Source organism: Williamsia herbipolensis (genome assembly GCF_036153515.1).
Lineage (GTDB): Bacteria > Actinomycetota > Actinomycetes > Mycobacteriales > Mycobacteriaceae > Williamsia_A > Williamsia_A herbipolensis.
In genome coordinates this window covers 432,597-459,200 of sequence record NZ_CP108021.1, presented here as the reverse complement: position 1 = coordinate 459,200, position 26,604 = coordinate 432,597, and the positions used below count along the sequence as shown (strand labels likewise).

24 protein-coding genes are annotated in these 26,604 nt (G+C 69.0%); 11 read left to right on the top strand and 13 right to left on the bottom strand.

Features of this window, described 5'->3' with window-relative positions:
- Positions 1 to 21: 21 nt before the first annotated feature.
- From OG579_RS02065 to OG579_RS02035, 7 genes are all read right to left on the bottom strand, one after another.
- The gene (locus OG579_RS02065) at positions 22 to 375 is read right to left on the bottom strand and encodes a metal-sulfur cluster assembly factor (RefSeq protein ID WP_045822708.1); all 354 of its coding nucleotides are present in this window, start codon (positions 373 to 375) and stop codon (positions 22 to 24) included.
- A gap of 1 nt (position 376) precedes the next feature.
- A complete protein-coding gene (gene sufU / locus OG579_RS02060; protein WP_045822707.1) occupies positions 377 to 838 on the bottom strand; it encodes a Fe-S cluster assembly sulfur transfer protein SufU in 462 nt (153 codons plus the stop codon).
- Entirely contained in the window at positions 835 to 2,130 is a 1,296-nt protein-coding gene (locus tag OG579_RS02055) for a SufS family cysteine desulfurase (RefSeq protein ID WP_328857892.1), read from the bottom strand. Before OG579_RS02055 ends, sufU begins: the two co-directional genes overlap by 4 nt.
- Before the next feature lie 31 nt (positions 2,131 to 2,161).
- Complete coding sequence (gene sufC, locus OG579_RS02050; RefSeq protein ID WP_045822705.1) at positions 2,162 to 2,935, bottom strand: Fe-S cluster assembly ATPase SufC; 774 nt, start codon at positions 2,933 to 2,935, stop codon at positions 2,162 to 2,164.
- Between the two features lie 76 nt (positions 2,936 to 3,011).
- On the bottom strand, positions 3,012 to 4,223 hold the full coding sequence (gene sufD / locus OG579_RS02045; RefSeq protein WP_408068727.1) for a Fe-S cluster assembly protein SufD: 1,212 nt from the start codon (positions 4,221 to 4,223) through the stop codon (positions 3,012 to 3,014).
- On the bottom strand, positions 4,220 to 5,665 hold the full coding sequence (gene sufB, locus OG579_RS02040; protein ID WP_045822704.1) for a Fe-S cluster assembly protein SufB: 1,446 nt from the start codon (positions 5,663 to 5,665) through the stop codon (positions 4,220 to 4,222). The genes sufD and sufB overlap by 4 nt, the downstream gene beginning before the upstream one ends.
- On the bottom strand, positions 5,662 to 6,504 hold the full coding sequence (locus OG579_RS02035; protein WP_408068726.1) for a helix-turn-helix transcriptional regulator: 843 nt from the start codon (positions 6,502 to 6,504) through the stop codon (positions 5,662 to 5,664). Before OG579_RS02035 ends, sufB begins: the two co-directional genes overlap by 4 nt.
- Before the next feature lie 150 nt (positions 6,505 to 6,654).
- On the opposite strand from OG579_RS02035, the gene mptB reads away from it, so the two are divergent.
- The 4 genes from mptB (at position 6,655) to OG579_RS02015 (ending at position 11,539) form a co-directional block, all read left to right on the top strand.
- Positions 6,655 to 8,574 (top strand): polyprenol phosphomannose-dependent alpha 1,6 mannosyltransferase MptB, encoded by a 1,920-nt coding sequence (gene mptB, locus OG579_RS02030; protein WP_408068725.1) that lies wholly within the window; start codon positions 6,655 to 6,657, stop codon positions 8,572 to 8,574.
- 112 nt (positions 8,575 to 8,686) lie between these two features.
- Positions 8,687 to 9,628, top strand: a complete 942-nt coding sequence (locus OG579_RS02025; protein ID WP_328859126.1) for an ABC transporter ATP-binding protein — start codon at positions 8,687 to 8,689, stop codon at positions 9,626 to 9,628.
- Positions 9,625 to 10,434 (top strand): ABC transporter permease, encoded by an 810-nt coding sequence (locus OG579_RS02020; protein ID WP_328857891.1) that lies wholly within the window; start codon positions 9,625 to 9,627, stop codon positions 10,432 to 10,434. Before OG579_RS02025 ends, OG579_RS02020 begins: the two co-directional genes overlap by 4 nt.
- Before the next feature lie 133 nt (positions 10,435 to 10,567).
- The gene (locus OG579_RS02015) at positions 10,568 to 11,539 is read left to right on the top strand and encodes a COX15/CtaA family protein (protein ID WP_328859125.1); all 972 of its coding nucleotides are present in this window, start codon (positions 10,568 to 10,570) and stop codon (positions 11,537 to 11,539) included.
- Between the two features lie 7 nt (positions 11,540 to 11,546).
- On the opposite strand, the gene OG579_RS02010 is transcribed toward OG579_RS02015, so the two are convergent.
- Positions 11,547 to 11,891, bottom strand: coding sequence for a hypothetical protein (locus OG579_RS02010; RefSeq protein ID WP_328857890.1), 345 nt, complete (start codon positions 11,889 to 11,891; stop codon positions 11,547 to 11,549).
- A 91-nt stretch (positions 11,892 to 11,982) separates the two neighbouring features.
- Here OG579_RS02010 and OG579_RS02005 point away from each other — a divergent pair, with 91 nt between their 5' ends.
- Positions 11,983 to 12,948, top strand: a complete 966-nt coding sequence (locus tag OG579_RS02005) for a quinone oxidoreductase family protein (RefSeq protein ID WP_328857889.1) — start codon at positions 11,983 to 11,985, stop codon at positions 12,946 to 12,948.
- Between the two features lie 28 nt (positions 12,949 to 12,976).
- Here OG579_RS02005 and OG579_RS02000 read toward each other — a convergent pair whose 3' ends face one another.
- Positions 12,977 to 13,957 carry a heme o synthase gene (locus tag OG579_RS02000; protein ID WP_082080104.1) on the bottom strand — a complete coding sequence of 327 codons (981 nt, stop codon included), beginning with the start codon at positions 13,955 to 13,957 and terminating at the stop codon, positions 12,977 to 12,979.
- Positions 13,958 to 14,261: 304 nt separating this feature from the next.
- Between OG579_RS02000 and tkt the strand changes: the two genes are divergently transcribed.
- From tkt to OG579_RS01970, 6 genes are read left to right on the top strand one after another with little or no spacing between them, the layout of a single operon-like run.
- On the top strand, positions 14,262 to 16,361 hold the full coding sequence (tkt, locus tag OG579_RS01995) for a transketolase (RefSeq protein ID WP_045822699.1): 2,100 nt from the start codon (positions 14,262 to 14,264) through the stop codon (positions 16,359 to 16,361).
- A gap of 5 nt (positions 16,362 to 16,366) precedes the next feature.
- Complete coding sequence (gene tal / locus OG579_RS01990; RefSeq protein WP_045822698.1) at positions 16,367 to 17,485, top strand: transaldolase; 1,119 nt, start codon at positions 16,367 to 16,369, stop codon at positions 17,483 to 17,485.
- A 5-nt stretch (positions 17,486 to 17,490) separates the two neighbouring features.
- Complete coding sequence (zwf, locus tag OG579_RS01985; RefSeq protein WP_045822697.1) at positions 17,491 to 19,032, top strand: glucose-6-phosphate dehydrogenase; 1,542 nt, start codon at positions 17,491 to 17,493, stop codon at positions 19,030 to 19,032.
- Positions 19,033 to 19,069: 37 nt separating this feature from the next.
- Positions 19,070 to 19,996 carry a glucose-6-phosphate dehydrogenase assembly protein OpcA gene (locus tag OG579_RS01980; RefSeq protein WP_328857888.1) on the top strand — a complete coding sequence of 309 codons (927 nt, stop codon included), beginning with the start codon at positions 19,070 to 19,072 and terminating at the stop codon, positions 19,994 to 19,996.
- Positions 19,993 to 20,784 (top strand): 6-phosphogluconolactonase, encoded by a 792-nt coding sequence (gene pgl / locus OG579_RS01975; protein WP_328857887.1) that lies wholly within the window; start codon positions 19,993 to 19,995, stop codon positions 20,782 to 20,784. The genes OG579_RS01980 and pgl overlap by 4 nt, the downstream gene beginning before the upstream one ends.
- An 8-nt stretch (positions 20,785 to 20,792) precedes the next feature.
- On the top strand, positions 20,793 to 21,341 hold the full coding sequence (locus OG579_RS01970; protein ID WP_328857886.1) for a TetR/AcrR family transcriptional regulator: 549 nt from the start codon (positions 20,793 to 20,795) through the stop codon (positions 21,339 to 21,341).
- An 11-nt stretch (positions 21,342 to 21,352) separates the two neighbouring features.
- Here the strand turns inward: OG579_RS01970 and ppc are convergent, their stop codons facing one another.
- The 4 genes from ppc to OG579_RS01950 all read right to left on the bottom strand — a co-directional run bounded on the left by ppc (position 21,353) and on the right by OG579_RS01950 (position 26,600).
- The gene (gene ppc / locus OG579_RS01965) at positions 21,353 to 24,223 is read right to left on the bottom strand and encodes a phosphoenolpyruvate carboxylase (protein ID WP_328857885.1); all 2,871 of its coding nucleotides are present in this window, start codon (positions 24,221 to 24,223) and stop codon (positions 21,353 to 21,355) included.
- Positions 24,224 to 24,278: 55 nt separating this feature from the next.
- Positions 24,279 to 24,512, bottom strand: a complete 234-nt coding sequence (gene secG, locus OG579_RS01960) for a preprotein translocase subunit SecG (protein ID WP_045822693.1) — start codon at positions 24,510 to 24,512, stop codon at positions 24,279 to 24,281.
- 80 nt (positions 24,513 to 24,592) lie between these two features.
- Positions 24,593 to 25,381, bottom strand: coding sequence for a triose-phosphate isomerase (gene tpiA, locus OG579_RS01955; protein WP_328857884.1), 789 nt, complete (start codon positions 25,379 to 25,381; stop codon positions 24,593 to 24,595).
- 7 nt (positions 25,382 to 25,388) lie between these two features.
- A complete protein-coding gene (locus OG579_RS01950; RefSeq protein ID WP_328857883.1) occupies positions 25,389 to 26,600 on the bottom strand; it encodes a phosphoglycerate kinase in 1,212 nt (403 codons plus the stop codon).
- Between the last annotated feature and the right edge of the window lie 4 nt (positions 26,601 to 26,604).

Here is a 26,604-nt window from a genome sequence, read left to right as displayed (position 1 = left end):
TCCACCGCCGATCGAGCAGGGTCAGACGGTGAAGCCCAGGGCCCGGAGCTGTTCGCGCCCGTCGTCGGTGATCTTGTCCGGTCCCCACGGCGGCAGCCAGACCCAGTTGATCTCCAATTCGGTGCACAATCCGCTGCTGACCACGGCGGCACGCGACTGGTCCTCGATCACGTCGGTCAGGGGGCACGCCGCCGAGGTGAGGGTCATGTCGATCTTGGCCTTGGCGTCGGAATCGACGTCGATGCCGTAGACCAGGCCGAGGTCGACGACGTTGATGCCGAGTTCGGGGTCGACCACGTCGCGCATGGCCTCCTCGACGTCGTCGATGGACGGCAGCGAGGTGGTCACCTCGGCGGGGGTCTGTGTGTCACTCATGTCAGTTCCTTTCTGCGGACTGCCGTGCCAGCGTTTGTGCGAGAGCGTCCTTGAACGACAGCCAGCCGAGCAGCGCGCACTTCACGCGCGCCGGGTACTTGCTCACACCGGCGAAGGCGATGCCGTCGCCGATCACGTCCTCGTCGCCGTCGGACTTGCCGCGCGAGGTCATCATGTCGTTGAACGCCGCGACGGTGTCGAGCGCGTCGTCGACGCTCATGCCGACCACCTGGTCGTAGAGCACCGACGTCGCGGCCTGCGAGATCGAACATCCCTGGCCGTCGTAGGAGATGTCGGTGACCGTGGCGGCGTCGTCGGACAGGGTGACCCGCAGCGTGATCTCGTCGCCGCACGTCGGGTTCACGTGATGCACCTCGGTGCCGAACGGTTCTCGCAGGCCGCGGCCGTGCGGGTGTTTGTAGTGGTCCAGGATCACCTCCTGGTACATCTGTTCCATTCTCATGCGGACGCCTCCACCCCGAAGAAACGCTGGGCGGTCACGATCGCTTCCGCGAGCGCGTCGACCTCGGCGAGAGTGTTGTAGGCCGCGAACGACGCACGCGCCGTCGCCGCGACACCGAACCGCTTGTGCAGCGGCCACGCGCAGTGGTGGCCGACCCGGATCGCGACGCCCTCGTCGTCGAGCACCTGACCGAGATCATGCGCATGGATGCCGTCGACGACGAACGCCACCGCTCCCCCGCGCTCGTCGGTCGAGGTCGGACCGATGACGCGGACGCCGTCGAGCGACGCGAACCGCTCGAGGGTGTGCTCGACGAGCAGGTGCTCGTGTGCGGCGATCGCACCCATGCCGATCGTCTGCAGGTAGCGCACGGCGGCGCCGAGCCCGACCACCTGCGAGGTCATGGGCACGCCGGCCTCGAACCGCTGCGGAGGCGCGGCGTAGGTCGACACCTCCATCGACACGGTCTCGATCATCGAGCCGCCGGTGATGAACGGCGGGAGCTGGTCCAGCAGAGACGCTTTCCCGTAGAGCACACCGACCCCGGAGGGTCCGAACATCTTGTGTCCGGAGAACGCGGCGAAGTCGACGTCGGAGGCGGCGAAGTCGACCGCCATGTGCGGCACCGACTGGCAGGCGTCGAGCACGACGAGCGCACCGACGGCGCGAGCCCACCGGACCATCTCGTCGACGTCGGCGACGGCACCGGTCACGTTGGACTGATGGGTGAACGCGAGCACCTTCACCGTGTCGTCGAGAACCAGCGAGTCGAGATCGATGCGGCCCTCATCGGTGACGCCGTACCACCGCAGGGTGGCCCCGGTGCGTCGACACAGTTCCTGCCACGGGACGAGGTTGGCGTGGTGTTCGAGCTCGGTGACCACGATCGTGTCGCCGGGTCCGAGCGGCTTGCCGCCGAAGATCCCGGCCGACCGGTCGTCGCCGAGGGTGTGGGCGACGAGGTTGATCGACTCGGTCGCGTTCTTGGTGAACACGATCTCGTCGACCCCGACACCGACGAACTCGGCGATGATCGCCCGGGCGTCCTCGTAGGCGTCGGTGGCCTCCTCGGCCAACTGGTGGGCGCCACGATGCACCGCGGCGTTACAGGTCACCAGGAAGTCGCGTTCGGCGTCGAGCACCTGCACCGGTCGCTGCGACGTCGCCCCGGAGTCGAGGTAGACCAACGGCTTGGAGTCGCGGACCGTCCGTCCGAGGATCGGGAAATCCGCGCGCAGGGCCGCCACGTCGAGCGGGGCGGTGCGGGTGTCGGTCGAGACCGTGCTCGTCACGTCGGAGACCTCCGTCGTTGTTCGCGGTGGATCAGGCCTGCGCGGGTGCGGAGGTGAACTTCTCGTAGCCGTTCTCCTCGAGTGCGTCGGCCAGCTCGGGACCGCCGGATTCGACGACCTTGCCGGCGACGAACACGTGCACGAAGTCGGGCTTGATGTAACGCAGGATGCGCGTGTAGTGCGTGATCAGCAGCACCCCGCCGTTCTCGCGCTCCCGGTAGCTGTTGACGCCGGCCGACACCACGCGCAGCGCGTCGACGTCGAGGCCGGAGTCGGTCTCGTCGAGGATGGCGATCTTCGGCTTCAGCATGCCCAGCTGCAGGATCTCGTGGCGCTTCTTCTCGCCGCCGGAGAAGCCCTCGTTCACCGATCGCTCGATGAACGACGGATCGATCTCGAGCTCGCTCAGCGACTCCTTGACCTCTTTGACCCAGTGCCGCAGCTTCGGCGCCTCGCCACGGACCGCGGTCGCCGCGGTGCGGAGGAAGTTCGACATCGACACACCGGGCACCTCGACCGGGTACTGCATCGCGAGGAACAGTCCCGCGCGGGCGCGCTCGTCGACCGTCATGGCGAGGACGTCCTCACCGTCGAGGGTGATCGATCCCTGGGTCACCTCGTACTTGGGGTGGCCGGCGATGGCGTACGACAGCGTCGACTTGCCCGACCCGTTGGGGCCCATGATCGCGTGGGTCTCGCCCGACGAGATGGTGAGATCGACACCCTTGAGGATGTGGATGGATTCGGCGTCGGAGTCGCTGGATGCGACATCGACGTGCAGGTCACGGATTTCGAGTGTTGCCACGGTGATCAGGTTCCTCTGGGGTGATGTGGTGATGAGTCGTTGTGCGCGTGCGGCGCGACGTCGGGCCCGGTACCGGTCAGGCGCCGGCGATCTGCAGCTCGGCCTCGACGGCGTTCTCGAGCCGTTCGCGGATCTCGGATACGCCGATCTTCGCGATGACCTCGCCGAAGAAGCCGCGCACCACGAGACGGCGTGCCTGGTCCTCGGGGATGCCGCGCGCCTGCAGATAGAACAGCTGCTCGTCGTCGAAGCGCCCGGTGGCGCTCGCGTGTCCCGCGCCGACGATCTCGCCGGTCTCGATCTCGAGGTTGGGGACCGAGTCGGCGCGTGCGCCGTCGGTGAGCAGCAGGTTGCGGTTGACCTCGAACGTCTCGGTGCCCTCGGCCGCGGCCCGGATCAGCACGTCACCGATCCAGACCGTGTGTGCCTCACGCGCCCGGTCGGTCGAATCACCCTGCAGCGCACCCTTGTACACGACGTGGGACGTGCAGTGGGGCTGCGAGTGGTCGACCAGCAGGCGCTGTTCGAGGTGCTGCCCGGCGTCGGCGAAGTACAGGCCCCACATCTCGGCGTTGCCACCGGGACCGTCGTAGTGCACCAGCGGGGACAGCCGGACGAGGTTGCCGCCGAGGCTGATCGCGAAGTGACGGATCGTCGCGTCGCGGCCCAGGCGCACGTGGTGCGCGGCGACGTGCACGGTGTCGTCGGCCCAGTCGTGCAGGTTCACGACGGTCAGGTGCGCACCGTCGGCGACCACGAACTCGATGTTCTCGGCGTAGGTGCCGCTGCCATTCTGGTCGATGACGACCACGGCGCGGGCGAACCGCTCCAGCCGGACCTGCACGTGTCCGTAGGCGACCTCGTCGACACCGGGTCCGGTGATGGTCACCGTGACCGGGTCGTCGAGTTCGGTGTCCTTCGCGACGGTGATGACGGTCGCGGTGTCGAACGACGAGTAGGCCTGGGCGGCGATGCGGTCGAACGGGACTCCGCCCTGACCGAGCCGGTCGTCGGTGCGGTCCACGGTGTCGACGCTGACGCCGTCGGCGACACCGTCGACGGTGATGGTGGCCGAGCCGGTCGCGACCGCAGCGCCCGTGTGCAGGCCGCGCAGGCGGCGGAACGGGGTGAACCGCCACGCCTCGTCACGCGAACCGGGCACCTCGAACGCATCGACGTCGAACGACGTGAACAGCTCGCCCTTGTTGGCGACCGGGTGTGCGACGCCCGTCGGGTTCTCACCGCGGACGGCGTCGACGACACCGCCGGGGGTCTGTGCCTGACTCAACCGACAGATCCTTCCATCTGGAGTTCGATGAGCCGGTTGAGCTCGAGCGCGTACTCCATGGGGAGTTCCTTCGCGATCGGCTCCACGAACCCGCGGACCACCATCGCCATGGCCTCGTCCTCGGTCATACCGCGGCTCATCAGGTAGAACAACTGGTCGTCGCTGACCTTCGAGACGGTCGCCTCGTGTCCCATCGTCACGTCGTCCTCGCGGATGTCGACGTACGGGTAGGTGTCGCTGCGGCTGATCGTGTCGACGAGCAGCGCGTCGCACTTCACCGTCGACCGGCTCCCGTGCGCGCCCTTGTTCACCTGCACCAGGCCGCGGTACGACGCACGACCGCCGCCACGGGCGACCGACTTCGACACGATGTTGCTCGAGGTGTTCGGCGCGAGGTGCACCATCTTCGAACCGGTGTCCTGGTGCTGGCCGGGACCGGCGAACGCGACCGACAGGACCTCGCCCTTGGCGTACTCACCGGTCATCCACACCGCCGGGTACTTCATGGTGACCTTGGAGCCGATGTTGCCGTCGACCCACTCCATGGTTGCGCCGGCCTCGGCCTTCGCGCGCTTGGTCACCAGGTTGTAGACGTTGTTCGACCAGTTCTGGATGGTCGTGTAGCGGCAGCGACCACCCTTCTTCACGATGATCTCCACGACCGCGGAGTGCAACGAGTCGGTCTTGTAGATCGGCGCGGTACAACCCTCGACGTAGTGGACGTAGGCGTCCTCGTCGACGATGATCAGCGTCCGCTCGAACTGACCCATGTTCTCGGTGTTGATGCGGAAGTACGCCTGCAGCGGGATGTCGACATGGACGCCCTTGGGCACGTAGATGAACGAGCCACCCGACCACACGGCGGTGTTCAGCGCGGAGAACTTGTTGTCGCCGGCGGGGATCACCGAGCCGAAGTACTCGCGGAAGATCTCCGGGTGCTCCTTGAGCGCGGTGTCGGTGTCGAGGAAGATCACGCCCTGCTGCTCGAGGTCCTCGCGGATCGAGTGGTAGACGACCTCGGACTCGTACTGCGCGGCGACACCGGAGACCAGACGCTGCTTCTCCGCCTCGGGGATGCCGAGCTTGTCGTAGGTGTTCTTGATGTCGGCGGGCAGGTCGTCCCAGGTGGCGGCCTGCTTCTCGCTGGAGCGCACGAAGTACTTGATGTTGTCGAAATCGATGCCGTCGAGGTCGCTGCCCCAGTTCGGCATCGGCTTGCGCTCGAAGGTCTGCAGCGCCTTGAGACGGGCGGCGAGCATCCACTCGGGCTCGCTCTTCTTCGACGAGATGTCGGTGACGACCGCGGGGTTGATGCCGCGCTGCGCGCTGGCACCGGCCACATCGGAGTCCGACCAGCCGTACCCGTAGGTACCGAGCGAGTCGATCGTCTCTTCCTGCGTCAGAGCCGGGGCGACCGGCGTGCGGGGATCGGTGACTGTCATCGAGAGTCCTCTCGGTTGATGCCGGTGGCCGACGCGAGCTGTGCGTCGGTCTGCGGCAGGCTGTCGATCCGGTGGGCGGTGTTCGCCGCCAGCGGGACGTGGGTGGTGCACGCGCAGTCGCCGTTGGCGATGGTCGCCAGGCGCTGGACGTGGGTTCCGAGCAGCTGCGTGAAGCGGGCGGTCTCCGCCTCGCAGATCTCGGGGAACTCGGCGGCGACGTGCGCCACCGGGCAGTGGTGCTGACAGATCTGCACACCCGCACCGACACGCCGCGTGTTGGCCGAGAAGCCCGCCTCGGTCAGCGCCGAGGCTATCCGCTCGGCGGTCTCGACGACCGCGTCGGGATCGGGTGTGTCGGTCACGGCGCCCGCGGCGGTCTCGACACCGGCGAGGACGGCTTCGATCCGGTCGTCGGCGAACTCGCGGACCGCGGCGTCGCCGCCGAGATCACGGAGACGGCGCATCGCTGCGCCGGCGAGGTCGTCGTAGGAGTGGTGCAGCTTGCCGCGACCGTGCGCGGTCAGTTGGAACTGTTTGGCCGGACGGCCCCGTCCGCGGGTGACGTGACGACCCGAGCCGGTGGTCGCCCGGACCTCGCCCGCGGCGATCAGCGCATCGAGATGGCGTCGGACCCCGGCGGCGCTCATGCCCAGTTCGTCGCCGATCTCGCCTGCCGTCGCCGGACCGCGTTCCACCAGCAGCGACACGACCGCGGTCCGGGTCTGTCCGTCGGAACTGACCGAGACCGGACCACCGTCGCGCACGACGCCCACCGGCGAGGAGGCAGACGTGTGCCCCTCGTCGTCGCGTGCGGGGACAGCTGTCCCGGTGGTTTTCACAACACAAGTGTCACCTAATTGCCGACGGCACGCCAGCAAGGGTTACCTTGCCTGCCGTGGGGGCGCCCGGCCAGGGCCCCCACCTGCGCCGAACACCGCAGTACGCGCGGTTTCGGAGAGCATCGAGAAAGCCCGATAGAGTCTGGACTTGTGCCCGATCCCACACCGCAGTCGCCGCCCTACGGCACCGCTGCGCCCCGTCGGGAGCGTCTCGCGGTGACCGCGGTCGACCGCTTCCGTACGGTCACGGGATACCTCGGTCTGCGTCGGCCCGCCAAGGCGACGAAACCCGATCGTGACACCACCGGCGACTACGGCGTCACCATGGCCCGGCTGCACGGCGCCGAGCCCGAGGTGGGTGGCCTCGACCCCGTCGAGAGTCGCACCCTGCTCCGAATCCGACTGTTCGGCGCCGTCGGATCCATCCTCATCCTCGTCGGATCGTTGGGTACCGGCGCCCTGCCCGTCCTCCAGAACCCCATCGCCGGGATGCGACTGCTGTCGCTGCCGTCGCGCATGTGGACCACCGCGCTGACCCTGTCCATCGGCGGGACCATCGTGCTCGTGCTCGCCTGGCTGATGCTGGGCCGGTTCGCCGTCGGTCGGCTCACCGTCGAGGTCGTCGGGGGCACCGCCCCGCAACGCCGCATGACCCGTCGACAGGCCGACCGCACCCTGCTGGTCTGGATCGCCCCGATCGTGCTCGCGCCGCCGATGCTCAGCAAGGACATCTACTCCTACCTCGCCCAGAGCGCGATCGCCTACCGCGGCATGGACCCATACGTGGTGAGTCCCGTCCGCGGACTGGGGGTGGGCGACGTGCTGACGCGGTCGGTGCCGAACCTGTGGCGCGACACCCCGGCGCCCTACGGACCGTTGTTCCTCTGGCTGGGTAAGGGCATCACCGGCATCGTCGGCGACAACCTGTCGGCGGCCATTCTCGGACACCGCATCATCGCCCTGGCCGGTGTCGCGCTGATCGTGTGGGCGCTCCCCCGTCTCGCGCGGCGCTGCGGGGTGTCGCCGGTCGCCGCCCTGTGGCTGGGCGCCATGAACCCGCTCCTGATCCTGCATCTGGTCGGCGGCATCCACAACGAGGCCCTGATGCTCGGTCTCATGTTGGCGGGCATCGAACTGTGCTTCCGCGCGATCGACAGCCCGCACCGCCTCCGCCGCGCCGGGACGTGGTTGCCGTCGGCCACCGGATGGCTGCTCATCGCCGGTTCGGCGACCATGGCCGCCTCGTCGATGGTGAAGATCTCCTCGATGCTCGCGTTCGGATTCGTCGGCATCGCGCTGGCCCGCCGCTGGGGTGCGACGCTGCCCGCGCTGCGTCATGCGCCGCGAGCCGAATGGTGGCAACGATCGCGCCGGTCCTTCTGGGCGCTGGCCGCCTCCGCAGGAGTCCTCGCATCGATCCTCGCCGCCGTCGTCGTGTCGATCTGTCTGGGCACCGGCCTCGGTTTCGGCTGGACCTCCACGCTGAGTACCGGCGACGTGGTGCGTTCGTGGATGTCGATGCCCACGCTGCTGTCGGTGACCGGTGGTCGCGTCGGGGTCCTCGTCGGTCTCGGTGACCACACCCAGGCGATGCTCGACGTCGCACGCCCCGTCGGTCAGCTCGTCGCCGGGTTGTTCATCGTGCGGTGGCTCCTCGCCGCACTCGCCGGCCGACTCCACCCCCTCGGCGCCCTCGGTATCGCCATGGCGACGTTCGTGCTGTTCTTCCCGTTCGTGCAGGCCTGGTACCTGCTGTGGGCGATCATCCCGCTCGCGGCGTGGGCGACCGGCCGCTGGTTCCGCATCGCGGCCATCGCGGTGTCGGCCACCATCGCGGTCGTGGTGCTCCCGACCGGCGCGGGGACGCGCGGCTTCCAACTCGCCGAGGCGATCATCGCGTCGGTGTTGCTGACCGCGGTGCTCACGGCGCTGTTCTTCGAGAAGATGCCGTGGCAACGACGACGGCGTGACGAGCGACCGACCCCACCGCCGGTCGACCCCCCGGCTCCGGACGACACCGCGAATCCCACCGCCCGCGCCTCGACGCCCGCCGCCGAGCGCGTCTCCTGAGCCGGATCGCGCGGTCACCCTCGAGAGTCCGTTTGGCGGCCACGGGTGGCCGACGAATAGTGTTGGCCCTGTGAAGAGTCCGCCGCACCCCCCGCTCGCCCCCTCGTCGGGGGTGTCCGGGATCACCGCCGGCGACGCACCGGCTCTGCAGGTCCGGGGGCTGGTCAAGCGCTACGGCGACGTCACCGCGGTCAACGGACTCGACCTCGAACTCCATCGCGGGCAGGTTCTCGCCCTGCTGGGTCCCAACGGCGCGGGTAAGACCACCACCGTCGAGATCTGCGAGGGGTTCGGCGTCGCCGACTCCGGTGAGGTGCGCGTCCTCGGCCTCGACCCGGTGGCCGACAACGACCGCCTGCGCACGCGGATCGGCGTGATGCTGCAGGGTGGCGGCGCCTACCCCGGCGCCCGGGCGGGCGAGATGTTGAGGCTGTGTGCGGCCTACTCGGCCAACCCGATCGACCCGGACTGGTTGATGCGCACGCTCGGTCTCGTCGACGCCCAGCGCACGCCGTATCGGCGCCTGTCGGGCGGCCAGCAGCAGCGGTTGGCCCTCGCGTGCGCGCTGGTCGGCCGCCCCGAGCTCGTCTTCCTCGACGAACCGACCGCGGGGCTCGACGCCGCCGCGCGGATCCTGGTGTGGGAGTTGATCGATCGGCTCCGCAAGGACGGCGTCTCGGTTCTGCTCACCACGCATCTCATGGACGAGGCCGAACAGCTCGCCGACGACCTCGTGATCATCGACCGCGGCGAGGTCGTCGCGCACGGCACCCCCGAGGAGGTCACCAGCCGGGGCGCGGAGAACGAACTGCGGTTCCGTGCGCCGCGCGGCCTCGATCTCACGCTGCTCGAGTCGATCCTGGCCGAGGGATACGTCTGCAGCGAGGTCAACCCCGGCACCTACCTCGTCGCCGGCGCCGTCACCCCGCAGGTCCTCGCCGCGGTCACCGCCTGGTGCGCACGGATCAACGTGCTGGCCACCGACCTGCGTGTCGAGACCCGCAGCCTCGAGGACGTCTTCCTCGACCTCACCGGACGGGAATTGCGCGGATGACCCGCACAGACGGCACCACGGGCCGCAGCACCACCTCGGGGCGATTCGAGCCCGGCCAGTTCAGCCCCGATCCTCGACCCGCGCCGATCACGCGGATGGTCGCCGCGCAATCACGGATCGAGCTGATCCTGCTGCTGCGCAACGGCGAGCAGCTTCTCCTGACGCTGTTCATCCCGGTCACCCTGCTCATCGGGTTGTGCCTGCTGCCCATCGGGACCTTCGCCGAGAGCCGCGCCGACCGCTTCGTGCCCGCCATCATGACGGTGGCGGTGATGTCGACCGCGTTCACCGGACAGGCCATCGCCGTCGGGTTCGACCGCCGCTACGGCGCCCTGAAACGCCTGGGCGCGACACCCCTGCCGCGGTGGGGCGTCATCGTCGGCAAGTCGATCGCCGTCGCGATCGTGGTGGTGCTGCAGGCCGTCGTCCTGGGGATCATCGGATTCGCGTTCGGGTGGGACGTCAGCGCCACCGGGCTCCTGCTCGGCGCCGTCGCCATAGCGATCGGCACCATGACCTTCTCGGCACTGGGCCTGCTGCTCGGCGGCACCCTGCGCGCCGAGATCGTGCTCGCCCTGGCCAACGTCGTCTGGTTCGTGTTCATCGGCATCGGCAGTCTCGTGGTCGTCGGAGACGGGGTCCCCGAGGCCGTGCGATGGATCGCCCGTGCCATCCCGTCCGGGGCGTTGAGCGAGGCCCTGCACCAGGCCACCGAGCACTCCATCGACTACGTCGGCCTCGGCGTGCTCATCGCCTGGGGCGTCGTCGCCGGAATCGCCGCCGTCCGCTGGTTCCGCTTCATCTGACGCGGCGACACACCCGGGCCGTGGGCCGGGGTGGCCGAGACGACAGCCGCAGGATTGCCGTTCCGACCGGCCCCTTCTATACGATCGGGTCGTGCTCTATCGCGGTTTCGTCCGGCTGGTCGACCTCCTCCCCATGCCCTCTCGGCGTGCGCAGATCGGGGTCGCCATCGCGGTCCTCATCACCCAGGCGGGCATCGCCGTCACCGGGTCGGTGGTGCGTGTCACCGCCTCCGGTCTCGGCTGTCCCACCTGGCCGCAGTGCTTCCCGGGCAGCTTCACACCGGCGCCGCACACCAACGTCGCCGGGTTCCATCAGGCGGTCGAGTTCGGCAACCGACTGCTCACCTTCGCGGTGGTGGCGACCGCCGCACTGATCGTCATCGCCGTGACCCGCGCACGGCGTCGGCGCGAGGTGAAGGTCTACGCCTGGCTGATGCCGCTCTCCACGGTCGCGCAGGCCGTCATCGGCGGCCTCACCGTCCTCACCGGGCTGCTGTGGTGGACGGTCGCGATCCACCTGCTGGTCTCCATGGCGATGGTGTGGCTGTCGGTCCTGCTCCTCGAGAAGGTGCGCGAACCCGACGACACCGAGGCGATCGCCGTCGTCCCCCAACCGCTGCGTGCGCTGACCGTGCTCAGCGCAGCTGTCCTGGGTCTGCTGCTCGTCGCCGGCACCATGGTGACCGGTGCCGGTCCCCACGCCGGCGACGCGAGCATCGAGAAACCGGTACCGCGACTGGAGATCGCGATCACCTCACTCGTCCACTTCCACGCCGAGGTGATGGTCGCCTACCTAGCGCTCATCGTCGCCCTGGGTTTCGGACTGGCCGCCGTGGGCGCGCCGGCACGGGTCCGCAACCGTCTCTACGTCGTGGTCGCGCTCATCGTGGTGCAGGCCGGCATCGGGTTCACCCAGTACGTCACCGGCATCCCCGAGGCGCTCGTGGTCGCCCACGTGGCCGGGGCCGGAGCGTGTGTCGCGGCCACCGCCGCCCTCTGGGTGTCGATGCGCCCGCGTCTGCGGGTCGAGGAGGTCGCCGCTGCGAGCGGGTCGGACCAGACGCGACTCGAGCGGACCGGACTGGGCGAGGTCGTCGAGAACTGAGCCGAGCTCAGGTCCGCGCGACCCATCCCGCCATCTTGGCGTGGTGCCCGTCGCGCGGGTTGGCCACCGAGCTCAGCTCCCGATCCCACTCCGAGATCTCGAGCCCGTCGACGCGTTCGACGAGTGCGTTCGCCGTGGCGACGTCGTCGACCACCTGATCGCCCATCACGCCGTTGTCGCCCACGAGCAACACCCGCACCCCGTCGGCGCCGACCGGCTCGACGACCGCCTTCGCGCTGCCGCCGTTGCGCCGGACGAACCGGGTGACCGCGGCCAGGGTGCCGCGCGCGATGTGCACCTCACCGCCTGCCTGCTCGGTGGTGGTCGTCTCGTCCGTCTTCTGATCCGCCATGTCGATGAGCATATCCGCACCCCGGACCCGTGTTCCGCGGCGACGCGGCCCTCGCTGTCGTGCACAGAGGTGGCCGGGTAGAACTGGAGGCATGCGAGCGATACACGTCACGCGGCACGGAGGCCCCGAGGTCCTCGAGGTCGTCGATGTCGACAGTCCCGTCGCCGGGCCCGGCGAGCTCCTCGTCGACGTCGCGGCCGTGGGCGTCAACTTCATCGACACCTACTTCCGCTCGGGTCTGTACCCCTCCACTCCCCCGTACGTGCCGGGCAGCGAGGGTGCGGGAACGGTCGTCGCGGTCGGCGAGGGTGTGTCCGACGACCGAATCGGCACCCGGGTCGCGTGGTGCGAGGCGTCGGGTTCCTACGCCCAGCAGGTGACGGTGCGCGCGGATCGGGCCGTGGCGGTACCCGACTCGGTCGACGACACCACCGCGGCGTGTGTGTTGCTGCAGGGGCTGACCGCCCACTATCTGCTCGACGGAAGCGCCCACCCTGCCGCCGGCGACACGGTGCTCGTCCATGCGGGAGCGGGCGGGGTCGGGCTCATGCTGACCCAGCTGGCGACGTCGGCGGGCATCCGGGTGATCACGACGGTCTCGACCGACGCCAAGGAGGACCTCTCCCGCGGCGCCGGTGCCACCGACGTCCTGCGCTACGGCGACGACGTGGCCGAGAAGGTGCGCGACCTGACCGACGGCGCGGGGGTGGCCGTCGTCTACGACGGTGTCGGTGCCGACACGTTCGAGCAGTCGCTGCGCGCCGCCCGCATCCGCGGCACGGTCGTGGTGTTCGGGGCGGCGAGCGGACCCGTGCCGCCCCTGGACGTGCAACGCCTCAACGCACTCGGTTCACTGCACGTCACACGACCGACGCTGGCGCATTTCATCGCCGACGCCGACGAGTTCGCGTGGCGCACCGGTGAGGTGATGGGCGCGGTGGCCGACGGGCGGCTGTCGGTGCGGGTGGGCGCGCGCTATCCGCTGGCACAGGCTGCGCAGGCGCACACCGATCTGGCCGGGCGCGCGACGACGGGATCGATCGTCCTCGTCCCCTGAGTCGGCCGGTGAGCCGGGCCGACGGGGGTCAGAACCAGCCGGCGACGGTCGGCAGGTGCACGACGGAGTCGACCGCCAGGCCGCAGAAGACGATGGCGAGGTACTCGTTGGACTGCAGGAAGACCTTGAGCGGGGTGATCGGTTCACCGCGACGGGTCGCGGCGAGGAGCTTGTGGACCGCCCGCAGGAACCACGCGCCCGCACCGATGGCCACGACCGCGTAGATCGGCCCGGTGGCCCACACGAGGACGAGCGTCGAGGCGACGGTGGCCCAGGTGTAATAGACCATCTGCTTGGCGACGTGGAGTTCGGTGGCGACCACCGGCAGCATCGGGACACCGGCCGCCTTGTAGTCCTCCTTGTAGCGCATCGCCAACGCCCAGGTGTGCGGCGGCGTCCAGAAGAAGATGACCAGGAACAGCACGACCGGTTGCCAGCTGAGCGACCCGGTGACCGCGGCCCAGCCGACGAGTGTCGGCATGCAGCCCGCCGCACCGCCCCAGACGACGTTCTGCCAGGTACGGCGCTTGAGGATCATCGTGTAGACGAAGACGTAGAACGCGATCGTCGCGGTGACCAGCAGTGCGGAGAGCAGGTTCGCGCAGGTCCACAGGACGGCGAACGAGGCCACGCCGAGGACGAGACCGAAGACGAGGGCGTGCATGCGCGACACCGCGTGCCGGGCGAGCGGGCGCCGCTCGGTGCGCTTCATCTTCTGGTCGATGTCGTGGTCGATCACCATGTTGAGGGTGTTGGCGCTCGCCGCACCCAACCACCCGCCGACGAGGGTGACCGCGATCAGACCGATGTCGATCGACCCGCGGTCGGCCAACAGCATCACCGGCACCGTGGCGACGAGCAGTAGTTCGATGACGCGCGGTTTGGTCAGCGCGATGTACGCGAACACGATCTGCCGGAGGCGACCGGCCCCCGACGTGGGTTCGGGAATGCCGGGTGACAGTCCGGGCCGGGTGGCCGCGGAACCGTGTCCGCCCACGCTGTGCCCCATCTCCACTGACGCTCCTGGCTGTCGAACTCGATACGAACGTGAACACTCGTTCGTCTACTACACGGAATGGTAGACGCCGACCGATCCGGATCGACAATTGGACGCTCCGACAACGGTCATCGATCCGACACCCCGGCGACCGCCCGGGCGCCGGACCTGCGGACTACGCTTGGGCACGGAGTTGCGCGTCGCACACTGCGACCGTCGGCACAGGTGTGACCACACCGTGCCACGGAGTGCAGGTCACCGACCGCGACAACTCCGTTCCGCACTCGACGCGACCGACACAGGAGACTTGCACATCGTGGCAGTGACAGATGAGATCCGCGCCCTGACCCAGCCGTCACATCCGGAGGGTTGGACCGATCTCGACACCAAAGCCGTCGACACCGTACGGGTGCTCGCGGCCGATGCGGTGCAGAAGTGCGGATCCGGTCACCCCGGCACCGCCATGAGCCTCGCACCGCTGGCCTACACCCTCTTCCAGCGGATCATGCGCCACGACCCGAACGACACCGCGTGGCTCGGCCGCGACCGGTTCGTCCTGTCGTGTGGGCACTCCAGCCTCACCCTCTACATCCAGCTGTACCTCGGCGGTTTCGGTCTCGAACTCGCCGACCTCGAGGCGCTGCGCACCTTCGGCTCCAAGACCCCCGGACACCCGGAGTTCCGCCACACCCGTGGCGTCGAGATCACCACCGGCCCCCTCGGCCAGGGTCTCGCGTCGGCGGTCGGCATGGCGATGGCCTCGCGTCGGGAGCGCGGACTGTTCGATCCCGAGCCCGCGATCGGCGAGAGCATCTTCGACCACTACATCTACGTCGTCGCCTCCGACGGCGACATCGAGGAGGGCGTCACCTCCGAGGCGTCCTCGCTCGCCGGTACCCAGCAGCTGGGCAACCTCATCCTGTTCTACGACGAGAACAAGATCTCCATCGAGCACAACACCGACATCGCCCTGTCGGAGGACACCGCCAAGCGTTACGAGGCGTACGGCTGGCACGTGCAGACCGTGCAGGGCGGCGAGAACGTCACGGGCATCGAGGAGGCGGTCGCCAACGCGAAGGCGGTCACCGACAAGCCGTCGATCATCCTGCTGCGCACCATCATCGGCTACCCGGCCCCGACCAAGATGAACACCGGCGGCGTACACGGCTCCGCGCTCGGTGACGACGAGGTCGCGGCCACCAAGGAGATCCTCGGGTTCGACCCGAGCAAGACCTTCGACGTCGCCGACGAGGTCGTCGCACACACCCGCGAGCTCGTCGCCCGCGGTCGCGACGACCACGCGCAGTGGAGCAAGGACTTCGACGCCTGGGCGACGGCCAACCCCGATCGCAAGGCGCTGCTCGACCGCCTCACCGCCGATGAGCTCCCCGACGGCTGGGCCGATGTCCTGCCGACGTGGGAGGTCGGCGACAAGGGACCCGCGACCCGTGCCGCGTCGGGCAAGGTGCTCACCGCGCTCGCGCCGGTCCTCCCCGAGCTGTGGGGCGGTTCCGCCGACCTCGCCGGATCGAACAACACCACGATGGACGGCGCGAAGTCGTTCGGCCCCACGTCGATCTCCACCGACGACTGGGACGCCGAGCCCTACGGCCGCACACTGCATTTCGGTATCCGCGAGCACGCCATGGGGTCGATCCTCAACGGCATCGTGCTACACGGCCCGACACGCGTGTACGGCGGCACGTTCCTGCAGTTCGCCGACTACATGCGTCCGGCGGTCCGGATCGCGTCGCTGATGGACATCGACCCGATCTACGTGTGGACCCACGACTCCATCGGACTCGGCGAGGACGGCCCGACCCACCAGCCGATCGAGCACCTCGCGGCCCTGCGCGCCATCCCGAACCTGTCGGTGGTGCGTCCCGGTGACGCCAACGAGACCGCGTACGCGTGGAAGTCGGTCATCGCGCGCTCGTCGAGCAGCGGCCCGGTCGGCCTCGCCCTGACCCGTCAGGGAGTCCCGATCCTCGAGGGCACCAGTGCCGAGGGCGTCGCCAAGGGCGGATACGTCCTGGCCGACGCGGCCAACGGGGCGCCCGAGGTGGTCATCATCGCCACCGGGTCCGAGGTCCAGTACGCGGTCGAGGGACGCAAGAAGCTCGAGGAGCAGGGAATCGCCGCGCGGGTCGTGTCGATGCCCTGTGTGGAGTGGTTCGAGGACCAGGACCAGAACTACAAGGACCAGGTGATCCCGCCGACCGTCAAGGCGCGCGTCTCCATCGAGGCCGGCATCGCGATGACCTGGCACAAGCTCGTCGGTGACGCCGGCGAGATCATCTCGCTGGAGCACTACGGCGAGTCCGCTGACGCCGAGACCTTGTTCCGCGAGTACGGCTTCACCGCCGACGCCGTCGTCGCGGCTGCTCAGCGCTCCATCACGAACGCGAAGGGATGACCAGAATGGCCCAGAACCAGAACCTGAAGAACCTGTCCGAGGCCGGTGTGTCGGTGTGGCTCGACGACCTGTCGCGTGAACGGATCTCCTCGGGCAACCTCGCCGAGTTGATCGAGACGAAGTCGGTGGTCGGTGTCACCACCAACCCGTCGATCTTCCAGGCCGCGTTGTCGGCCGGGGACAGCTACGACGAGCAGATCAACGAACTCGCCGCCCGCGGCGCCGACGTCGACGCCACCATCCGCACCGTCACCACCGACGACGTCCGCAACGCCTGTGACATCTTCGCGCCGGTCTACGAGTCGACCAACGGTGTCGACGGGCGGGTGTCGATCGAGGTCGACCCACGTCTGGCCCACGACACCGACAACACCGCCGCCCAGGCGATCGAGTTGTGGAAGATCGTCGACCGACCCAACCTGCTGATCAAGATCCCCGCCACCGAGGCCGGGATCCCCGCGATCAGCAGGACCCTCGCCGAGGGCATCAGCGTCAACGTGACCCTGATCTTCTCCGTCGAGCGCTACCGCGCGGTGATGGACGCCTACCTCGAGGGCATCGAGGCCGCCAAGGCCGCCGGACACGACATCTCCACGATCCACTCGGTCGCGTCGTTCTTCGTCTCGCGCGTCGACACCGAGATCGACTCCCGCCTCGACGCCATCGGTACCCCGGAGGCGACCGACCTCAAGGGCAAGGCGGCTCTGGCCAACGCGCGTCTGGCCTACGTCGCCTACCAGCAGGTGTTCGAGACCGAGTCCCGGTTCCAGGGGCTGCTGTCCGACGGTGCGCGTCCCCAGCGTCCGCTGTGGGCCTCGACCGGGGTCAAGAACCCCGACTACCCCGACACGCTCTACGTCAGCGATCTCGTCGCCCCGAACACCGTGAACACGATGCCGGAGAAGACGATGGACGCCTTCGCCGACCACGGCACCGTCGACACCGAATCCCTCGTCGGCCGGGGACCCGAGTCGCAGGAGGTGTTCGACGCGATCTCCGCGCTGGGCATCGACCTCACCGACGTCTTCCTCACCCTCGAGAACGAGGGCGTCGAGAAATTCGAGAAGGCGTGGGGTGAGTTGCTCGACGCGACCACCGAGCAACTCGACGCCGCCAAGGGCTGACACCGGTGACGGCAGCCACCGACACCGGCTGGGCCAACCCGCTCCGGGACAGCCGCGACAAGCGTCTGCCCCGGATCGCGGGTCCGTGCAGCCTGGTCATCTTCGGCGTCACCGGTGACCTCGCCAAGCGGAAGCTGATGCCCGCGGTCTACGACCTCGCCAACCGCGGTCTGCTCCCGCCGAGCTTCGCCCTGGTGGGTTTCGCCCGGCGCGACTGGGACAACCAGGACTTCGGTCAGGTGGTCCACGACGCCGTGCGCGACCACTCCCGCACGCCGTTCCGTGAGGACGTGTGGGAGCGGTTGTCGGAGGGTTTCCGCTTCGTGCAGGGCGCCTTCGACGACGACGCGGCGTTCGATCAGCTCGCGACCACGCTCGCCGATCTCGACGAGCAACGCGGCACCGACGGCAACCACGCGTTCTACCTCTCGGTGCCGCCCAAGGCGTTCCCGACGGTGTGCGAGCAGTTGCAGCGGTCGGGTCTGGCCCAGCACACCGGGGACAACTGGCGTCGCGTCGTCATCGAGAAGCCGTTCGGTCACGACCTCGCCAGCGCCAAGGAGCTGAACGCGGTCGTCAACGGTGTCTTCCCCGAGGACTCGGTGTTCCGTATCGACCACTACCTGGGCAAGGAGACCGTCCAGAACATCCTGGCGTTGCGGTTCGCGAACCAGCTGTTCGATCCTCTGTGGAGTTCGCACTATGTCGACCACGTGCAGATCACCATGGCCGAGGACATCGGGCTCGGTGGCCGCGCCGGCTACTACGACGGCATCGGTGCCGCGCGTGACGTGATCCAGAACCACCTGCTGCAGCTGCTCGCGCTGGTGGCGATGGAGGAGCCCGTCTCCTTCGAGCCGCGGGAGCTGCAGGCGGAGAAGATCAAGGTGCTCTCGGCGACCCGCAACATCCTGCCGTTGGAACTGAACACCGCCCGCGGTCAGTACGGTCCGGGATGGCAGGGCAGCCAGTCGGTGCCCGGCCTGGTCGACGAGGAGGGTTTCGCGGCCGACTCGATCACCGAGACGTTCGCGGCCATCGCGGTCGAGGTCGACAGTCGCCGGTGGGCGGGTGTGCCGTTCTACCTCCGCACCGGCAAACGCCTGGGCCGTCGGGTCACCGAGATCGCGCTGGTGTTCAAGAAGGCTCCGCACCTGCCGTTCGACAAGACCATGACCGAGGAACTCGGCGAGAACGCGCTGGTCATCCGAGTGCAGCCCGACGAGGGCATCACGTTGCGCTTCGGGTCGAAGGTGCCGGGGTCGAGCATGCAGGTCCGCGACGTCAACATGGACTTCAGCTACGGCCAGGCGTTCACCGAGTCCTCCCCCGAGGCCTACGAGCGCCTCATCCTCGACGTGCTCCTCGGTGAGCCATCGCTCTTCCCTGTCAACGCCGAGGTGGAGTTGTCGTGGAAGATCCTCGACCCGGTGCTGCAGGCGTGGGCCGAGCAGGGCACCCCCGACACCTACGAGTCGGGGATGTGGGGGCCACGGTCGGCCGAGGACATGATGACCCGCGTCGGGCGCGTGTGGCGTCGACCCTAGAGCTCTCGCGATCTTCTCCCGTGAAGGAACACTCCCGATGATTCTCGACCTGCCCGCGACGACGACCGAGAAGGTCAGCAAGAAACTCGTGAAGATGCGCGAGTCCGGTGGCGCGGTCACCCTCGGTCGGGTGCTCACCCTGGTGGTGTGCGCCGACGAGGGTGAGCCGACCGAGGGCGCGATCGAGGCCGCCAACGACGCCAGCCGGGAGCATCCCTGTCGGGTGATCGTGGTGTCGCTCGGAAACCGTGCTGCCGCAGCACGTCTCGACGCCCAGATCCGCGTCGGTGGAGATGCCGGCGCCTCGGAGGTGGTGGTGCTGCGTCTCTACGGCGAGCTCGCCGAGCACGCCGAGAGCGTCGTGGTGCCGTTCCTGCTGCCCGACACCCCGGTGGTCACCTGGTGGCCCGGGGAGGCGCCCAGCGAGCCCGCCGCCGACCCGGTCGGGCGCCTGGGCACCCGTCGCATCACCGATGCGGCGAAGGCGAACGACCCGAACACGATCCTCGGCGAGCGGCTCGCCGGTTACGCCCCGGGTGACTCCGACCTCGTGTGGGCGCAGATCACGTACTGGCGCGCGATCCTCACCGCCGCCCTCGACCGACCGCCGCACGAGCCGGTCGAGCGTGTCGTGGTGAGCGGGCCCGACCGGTCGCCGTCGATCGACCTGCTCGCGGGATGGCTGCGCGCACAGCTCGGCGTGGACACCGAGCGGCACATCGGCAGCTTCGAGGTCCGCCTCGAGCGGGCGAGCGGGCCGTTGGTCCTCGCCGTCGACGGCAACAACAACGCCGTGCTGTCGAACCCCGGCAAGCCCGACGGGCGTGTCGCGATGAGCACCCGCGGTGTGCGTGACTGCATCGCCGAGGAACTCCGTCGACTCGATCCCGACGAGGTGTACCACCTGGCGCTCCAGGGCGCCGCGCAGATCAGCCGCGAATCGGCAGAAGGGGTGTCGGCATGACATCGGTCGGACGTCCCGTGCCCGAGGTCGTCGTCGCCGACGACAAGGCCGCCCTGATCGACGCCGCGGGTACCCGGCTGGTGCACACCCTGGTGACCGCGCAGCGCGAGCGCGGTTCGGCGTCGCTCGTCCTCACCGGCGGAAGCAATGGGGTCGCGATCGCGGAATGGTTGCGCGACAACGCCGCATCGGCGGCCGACGATCCGCTCGACTGGGCCCGACTCGACCTGTGGTTCGGCGACGAGCGGTTCGTCGCGGGCGACGACGACGAGCGCAACCACAAGCAGCTGTCCGACGCACTCCTCAACCACGTCCCCGTCGACGCGTCGCGGGTGTTCGTGATGGCACCCTCGGACGGCGAGTTCGGCGACGACATCGAGGCCGCGGCCGGCCAGTACCGGCAATGGCTCTCCGACGCCGGTCACGGCGCGGCGAGCCCCGCCTTCGACGTCCACCTGCTGGGCATGGGCGGTGAGGGACACATCAACTCGCTGTTCCCCCACACCCCCGCCCTCGCCGAACGTGACGACACCGTCGTGTCGGTGCACGACTCCCCCAAGCCGCCGCCGCGACGGATCACGCTGACCGTCCCGGTGGTGTGCCGCTCCCGGGAGGTGTGGTTCCTCGTCGCCGGCGAGGACAAGGCGGAGGCCGCCGCCGCCGGCATCACCGGCGGTGACGCCGGGCAGTGGCCGTGTGCGGCCGTCCACGGCAGCGAGGCGACCGTCTGGTTCCTCGACTCCGCTGCCGCGTCGTCGCTCGATCCCGACGCCGCCCATCCCCTGTGAGGGCGTAGATGGCGCGTTCCACCCGCCTGACGGTCGAGGACTGGGTCAACGCGGCGTTCGATCTACTCGTCGCCGAGGGCGTCGCCGGGGTCAAGATCTCCCGCTTGTGCGAGCAACTCGGTGTCACCAAGGGCAGCTTCTACTGGCACTTCACCGACATCGACGGGCTCATGGTCGCCGTCGCGCATCGGTGGCAGGAACTGCAGGCCGCGAACATGGCGCGGGTCACCGAGCTGGGCTCGCTGCCGCCGGCCGAGCGGATCGTCGCCATGGCCGGCACCCTGTTCGACGAGCGGGTCCGTGCGGTCGAGGTCGCGATGCGTGAATGGGCGCGCAGCGACTCCACGGTCGCCGATGCCGTGCGCGCGATGGACCGTCTCGTCGTGACCATGGTCCGCGACGCCCTCGTCGAATCGGGATTCGACCAGCGTACGGCCGAGGTCCGCGCGGCGGCACTGCTGTTCGCCGGGATCGGATTCCTGCACAACCGGGATGCCCTCGGGCCGTTGCACGCCGACGAACTGCACGAGGTGTTCGCGGTCTTCACCGCCCGCTGAATCCCGAACCGCTACCCGCTGTTGCGCAGCGCTGTGGCGAGTCCGTTCATGGTCAGCTGGATCCCGCGCCGGACCTGCGGTGAGTCGTCGCCGGCACGGAAACGGCGCAGCAGTTCGAGCTGCAGCAGGTTGAGCGGCTCGAGGTAGGGGAACCGGTTGAACACCGAGCGGGCCAACGAGGGGTTGTCGGCCAGGAGGTCGTCGGACTCGGTGATCGCGAAGTACATCGCGGTCGTGCGGCGGTGCTCGTCGACGATCATGCCGAACACCCGTGCACGCAGCTCCTCGTCGGCCACGAGATGTGAATACCGTTCGGCGAGACCGAGATCGGACTTCGCGAGCACCTGCGCCATGTTCGACATGACCGTTCGGAAGAACGGCCACTGCCGGTAGTAGCCGCGCAGTGTCTCGAGACGCCCGTCGTCACCGTCGATCCACTCCTCGAACGCTGAACCCGTCCCGTACCAGCCCGGAAGCATCACACGACACTGCGTCCACGACAGCACCCACGGGATCGCACGCAGGTCCGAGATCTTCTCGGTCTGCTTGCGCGAGGCCGGTCGGCTGCCGATGTTGAGCGCACCGATCTCCGACAGCGGCGTCGAGGAGGTGAAGTACTCGACGAATCCGGGGGTGTCGTGGACCAGCGCGCTGTACGCCGACCGTGCGCGCGCGGCGAGGTCGTCGAGGATCTCGTAGGCGCCGTCGGCGGCGTCACCGAGCCCCTCGGTGTCGAGCAGGGTCGACTCGATGGTGGCGGCGAGCAGTGTCTCGAGGTTGCGACGCGCCAGCACCGGCTCGGCGTATTTGGCCGCGATGACCTCACCCTGCTCGGTGATGCGCAGCGACCCCTGTACGGCGCCGGGCGGCTGCGCGAGGATCGCGTCGTAGCTCGGGCCACCGCCGCGACCGACGGTGCCGCCGCGGCCGTGGAACAACCGCAGGCGGATACCCGACTTCTCGGCGGCCTCCACGAGGTCGAGCTCGGCGCGGTAGAGAGCCCAGTTCGCGGCGAGGTAGCCGCCGTCCTTGTTGGAGTCGGAGTAGCCCAGCATGATCTCCTGGATGTCGCCCTGCGCGGCGACGAGATCGCGGTAGAGCGGCACGTCGAGCACGGCGAGCAGGGTCGCCGCGCCCTGCTGCAGATCCTCGATGGTCTCGAACAGCGGCACCACGCGCACCGAACAGCGGGGCCCCTGCTCCGCCGAACCCGGGTCGAACAGTCCGGCTTCCTTGAGCATGATCATCGCCTCGAGCATGTCGCTGACCGAGGTGCACATGCTGATGATGTAGTTGGGGACCGCTTCGGGTCCGTAGTCGGCGACGGCTTTCGCGCCCGCGGTGACGATGGCGAGCTCCTTCGCGGCGAGCTCACCGAGCTCCGCGCCGGGACGGATGAGGGGTCGACGGTCCGAGAGCTCACGGACGAGCAGTTCCACGCGCGCGGGCTCGTCGAGGCCCGCGTAGTCGTCGTGGACACCGGCCCACGCCAACAGCTCGCCCACGACCTCCTCGTGGATGTCGGAGTTCTGCCGCATGTCGAGCCCGGAGAGGTGGAACCCGAACGTGCGCACCGCTTCCCGCAGGGTCAGGAGCCGGTCGTCGGCGAGCGCCGAATCGCGGTTGTCACGCAGCGAGGCGTCGATCACGTCGAGATCGGCGAGCAGGTCGGCGGCCACCGCGTAGGGCTCGGCGGCGGTGTCGACGAAGGAGTCGGCCAACGGCGCGACCTCGTCGCCGAACCGGTGCCGGGCGGTCGCCAGGAGGCGGGAACGGATGTGGCGCAGCGCGAGACGGTAGGGCTCGTCGGTCGCGACGTCCCCCTCGTCGCCGCCACCGAGTTCGATGACCGCGTCGCTGACCGTGACCAGGCGCGACGACATGCTCAGTTCCTGGGCGAGGGTCGTCAACTGCTCGAGGTGGTGGGTGAGGGCCGTCTGGGCGGCGCGGCCGGTCGCCATCGCGACGATCCGGTCGGTGACGAACGGGTTCCCGTCACGGTCGCCGCCGATCCAGGAGCCCATCCGCAGGATGGGGTCGTCACCGAGACCGGCGTCGGGGTACCGGGTGCGCAGATCGGCCCGCAACGATGCGTTGATCGCGGGGATCACCTCGAAGAACGCCGCGTCGTAGTAGCGCAGCCCGACCTCGATCTCGTCCTCGATGCGCAGTCGCTCGAGTCGGATGAGGGCCGTCTGCCACAGCGTCAGGATCTGTCGCCGCAGTCCGGCGACCACCTCGTCGTCCTCGGCGGGCGTCAGCTCGGTGCGACCACGGAAACGCATGAGGTCGGTGATGCGGCGCTGGGTCTCGAACACCGTCCGGCGTCGGGTCTCGGTGGGGTGCGCGGTGATGACGGGGACCACCACGGCGTCGGCCAGTGCCTTGCCCACGGCGGCGTCGTCGAGACCGGCGGCGTCTAGTTTGGCGTGGGTGGCCGCGAGACTGCTCGCCACCGGAGGATCCCCGGCGCGGACGTGGACGGCGCGTCGCCGCTCGCGGTGGATGTCCTCGGCGAGATTCGCCAGCAGCGCGAAGTGGCTGAACGCCCGGATCACCGGGATCGCCTCGGAGACATCGACGCCCGAGAGGGTGTCGGCGAGCTCACCGCGGTCGATCTCGGACCTGCGGACACGGAACGACTCGACGCGCGCGCGCTCGACCAGGTCGAAGATCTCGGTGCCGGCGTGTTCGCGGACGATGTCGCCGAGCAGTCCGCCGAGCAGGCGGATGTCCTCGCGCAGGGGTTCGGTGGCCGCGCGCCCGGTGGCGGTCGAGGTGACCGGTGCGTCCGACGGCGCAGCGAAGGTCTCGGAGGGGGTGGTCGACTCGGGACCGCTTGAGGCCCTGCCCTGTTCCGCCATCGCGGACTGTTCCGTCATCCCACCAGTATCGCGCGTCCCGCCTGCGACGGCAGTCCGAGTGGCGCGTCGTGGGTCAGGAGAGCTTGATGTCCAGGCCGATGCCGAGGATGAAGATGAACCAGATGATGCCGACGAAGATCGTCAGGCGGTCCAGGTTGCGCTCGACGACGCTCGATCCGGACAGGCTCGACTGGACGCCGCCACCGAAGAGCGACGACAGGCCGCCGCCCTTGCCGCGGTGCAGCAGCACGAGGACCACCATGAGAACACTGGTGATCACCAATCCGATGTCCAAGACGAGCTTCACTGCCGAGGGTCCTTTGGTCGTCACGCGAGCACGGCGGATGCCGCGAACGCAATGGGAGTCTACGTGGTGATCGGCCCCGATCAGGGCAGGGGCCCACCGGCGGCGATCGCCGAGAGGGTCGCGAACTCGTCGGACTTGAGCGACGCACCGCCCACGAGGGCACCGTCGACATCGGTCTGACCGACGATCTCACCGACGTTCTTCGAGCTCACCGAGCCGCCGTAGAGGACCCGCACCGATGCCGCGACCTCGGCGTCGGCCAGTTCGGCGAGCGTCGAACGGATCGCCGCGCACACCTCCTGGGCGTCGGCCGCACTCGCCACCCGGCCGGTTCCGATGGCCCACACCGGTTCGTAGGCGATGACGACCTTCGCGATCTGCTCGGCGGTCAACCCGGCCAGCGAACCCTTGAGCTGCTCCACGTTGTACGCGACGTGATCGCCGGCCTCGCGGATCTCGAGCCCCTCGCCGATGCACACGATCGGAGTGAGGCCGTGGCGTAGCGCGGCCGTGGTCTTGCCGAGGACGACCTCGTCGGTCTCGGCGTGCAGGGTGCGACGCTCGGAGTGCCCGACCACCACGTAGGTGCACCCGAGCTTCGCGAGGAACGCGCCACTGATCTCACCGGTGTAGGCGCCCGAATCGTGCTGCGAGAGGTCCTGCGCCCCGTAGGTCAGCAACAGCTTGTCGCCGTCGATGACGGTCTGCACGCTCCGGATGTCGGTGAACGGCGGGATGACGGTGACGTCGACCTTGTCGAAGTACTTCGCGGGCAGCGCGAACGCGATCTTCTGCACCAGGGCGATGGCCTCAAGGTGGTTGAGATTGCACTTCCAGTTGCCGGCGATGAGCGGCTTGCGGGTGGCCACGATCGGGTCAGTCCTCCAGAACTTTCAGCCCCGGCAGCTCTTTGCCTTCGAGGTACTCCAGCGATGCGCCACCGCCGGTCGAGATGTGCGAGAACGCCTCGTCGGCGAGACCGAGATGGCGCACCGCGGCGGCCGAGTCGCCGCCACCGACCACGCTGAACGCGCCGTCGGCGGTGGCTGCGGCGATGGCCTCGGCCACACCGCGGGTACCCGCGGCGAACTTGTCGAACTCGAACACACCCGACGGGCCGTTCCAGAAGATCGTCTGGGCGCCCGAGAGCACCGCGGCGAACCGCTTGACCGATTCCGGCCCGATGTCGAGACCCATCCAGCCGTCCGGGATGTCCTGCACGGCAACGGTCTTCGCCTCGGCGTCGGCCGAGAACGAATCGCCGATGACCACGTCGACGGGCAGGTGGATCACATCGCCGAATCGCTCGAGGAGGTCTTTGCAGACCCCCACCTGATCGTCCTGCAGAAGCGAGTTGCCGACCGAGAGCCCCTGGGCCACCAGGAACGTGAACGCCATGCCGCCGCCGATGACGAGTGTGTCGACCTTCGGTGCGAGGGCCTCGATGACCCCGAGCTTGTCGGACACCTTCGACCCGCCCAGGACGACGGCGTACGGACGGGCCACCTCGGCGGTGAGCTTCTCGAGAACCTTCACCTCGGACTCGACGAGCCCACCGGCGTAGTGCGGCAGGAGCTTCGCGACGTCGTACACCGATGCCTGCTCGCGGTGGACGACGCCGAAACCGTCGGAGACGAACGCGCCGTCGTCGCCGACGAGCTCGACGAGCGCCTCGGCGAGCTTCCCCCGCTCTGCGGGGTCCTTCGAGGTCTCCCGCGGGTCGAACCGGATGTTCTCCAGCAGCAGCACATCACCGTCGGTGAGTCCCTCGGCCCGAGCCAGCGCATCGGTACCGACGACGTCGGAGGCGAGCTGGACGTTGCGTCCGAGCTCCTCTCCGAGCCGTGTGGCGACAGGTCCGAGCGAGAACGCCGGGTCGGGCGCGCCCTTCGGGCGTCCCAGGTGCGCGGTCACGATCACCGATGCGCCCGCGTCGGCCAGCGCCGCGATCGTCGGTGCCGAGGCGATGATGCGCCCGGCGTCGGTGATCGTGGTGCCGTCCAGCGGGACGTTGAGGTCCGACCGCACCAGCACGGTGCGCCCGGACACCCCGGAGTCGAGCAGATCTTTCAGCGATGCGAGTGCCATGAGT

What these genes read in the sequence shown, in the direction of transcription:
- sufB (WP_045822704.1), bottom strand. Translation starts at nt 5,665, where the DNA reads ATGACAGTCACCGATCCCCGCACGCCGGTCGCCCCGGCTCTGACGCAG.
- ppc (WP_328857885.1), bottom strand. Translation starts at nt 24,223, where the DNA reads ATGACGGAACAGTCCGCGATGGCGGAACAGGGCAGGGCCTCAAGCGGT.
- OG579_RS02065 (WP_045822708.1), bottom strand. Translation starts at nt 375, where the DNA reads ATGAGTGACACACAGACCCCCGCCGAGGTGACCACCTCGCTGCCGTCC.
- pgl (WP_328857887.1), top strand. Translation starts at nt 19,993, where the DNA reads ATGACATCGGTCGGACGTCCCGTGCCCGAGGTCGTCGTCGCCGACGAC.
- OG579_RS02010 (WP_328857890.1), bottom strand. Translation starts at nt 11,891, where the DNA reads ATGGCGGATCAGAAGACGGACGAGACGACCACCACCGAGCAGGCAGGC.
- OG579_RS02000 (WP_082080104.1), bottom strand. Translation starts at nt 13,957, where the DNA reads ATGGGGCACAGCGTGGGCGGACACGGTTCCGCGGCCACCCGGCCCGGA.
- OG579_RS01970 (WP_328857886.1), top strand. Translation starts at nt 20,793, where the DNA reads ATGGCGCGTTCCACCCGCCTGACGGTCGAGGACTGGGTCAACGCGGCG.
- OG579_RS01950 (WP_328857883.1), bottom strand. Translation starts at nt 26,600, where the DNA reads ATGGCACTCGCATCGCTGAAAGATCTGCTCGACTCCGGGGTGTCCGGG.
- OG579_RS02005 (WP_328857889.1), top strand. Translation starts at nt 11,983, where the DNA reads ATGCGAGCGATACACGTCACGCGGCACGGAGGCCCCGAGGTCCTCGAG.
- sufU (WP_045822707.1), bottom strand. Translation starts at nt 838, where the DNA reads ATGAGAATGGAACAGATGTACCAGGAGGTGATCCTGGACCACTACAAA.
- tal (WP_045822698.1), top strand. Translation starts at nt 16,367, where the DNA reads ATGGCCCAGAACCAGAACCTGAAGAACCTGTCCGAGGCCGGTGTGTCG.
- OG579_RS01980 (WP_328857888.1), top strand. Translation starts at nt 19,070, where the DNA reads ATGATTCTCGACCTGCCCGCGACGACGACCGAGAAGGTCAGCAAGAAA.
- OG579_RS02020 (WP_328857891.1), top strand. Translation starts at nt 9,625, where the DNA reads ATGACCCGCACAGACGGCACCACGGGCCGCAGCACCACCTCGGGGCGA.
- OG579_RS02015 (WP_328859125.1), top strand. Translation starts at nt 10,568, where the DNA reads ATGCCCTCTCGGCGTGCGCAGATCGGGGTCGCCATCGCGGTCCTCATC.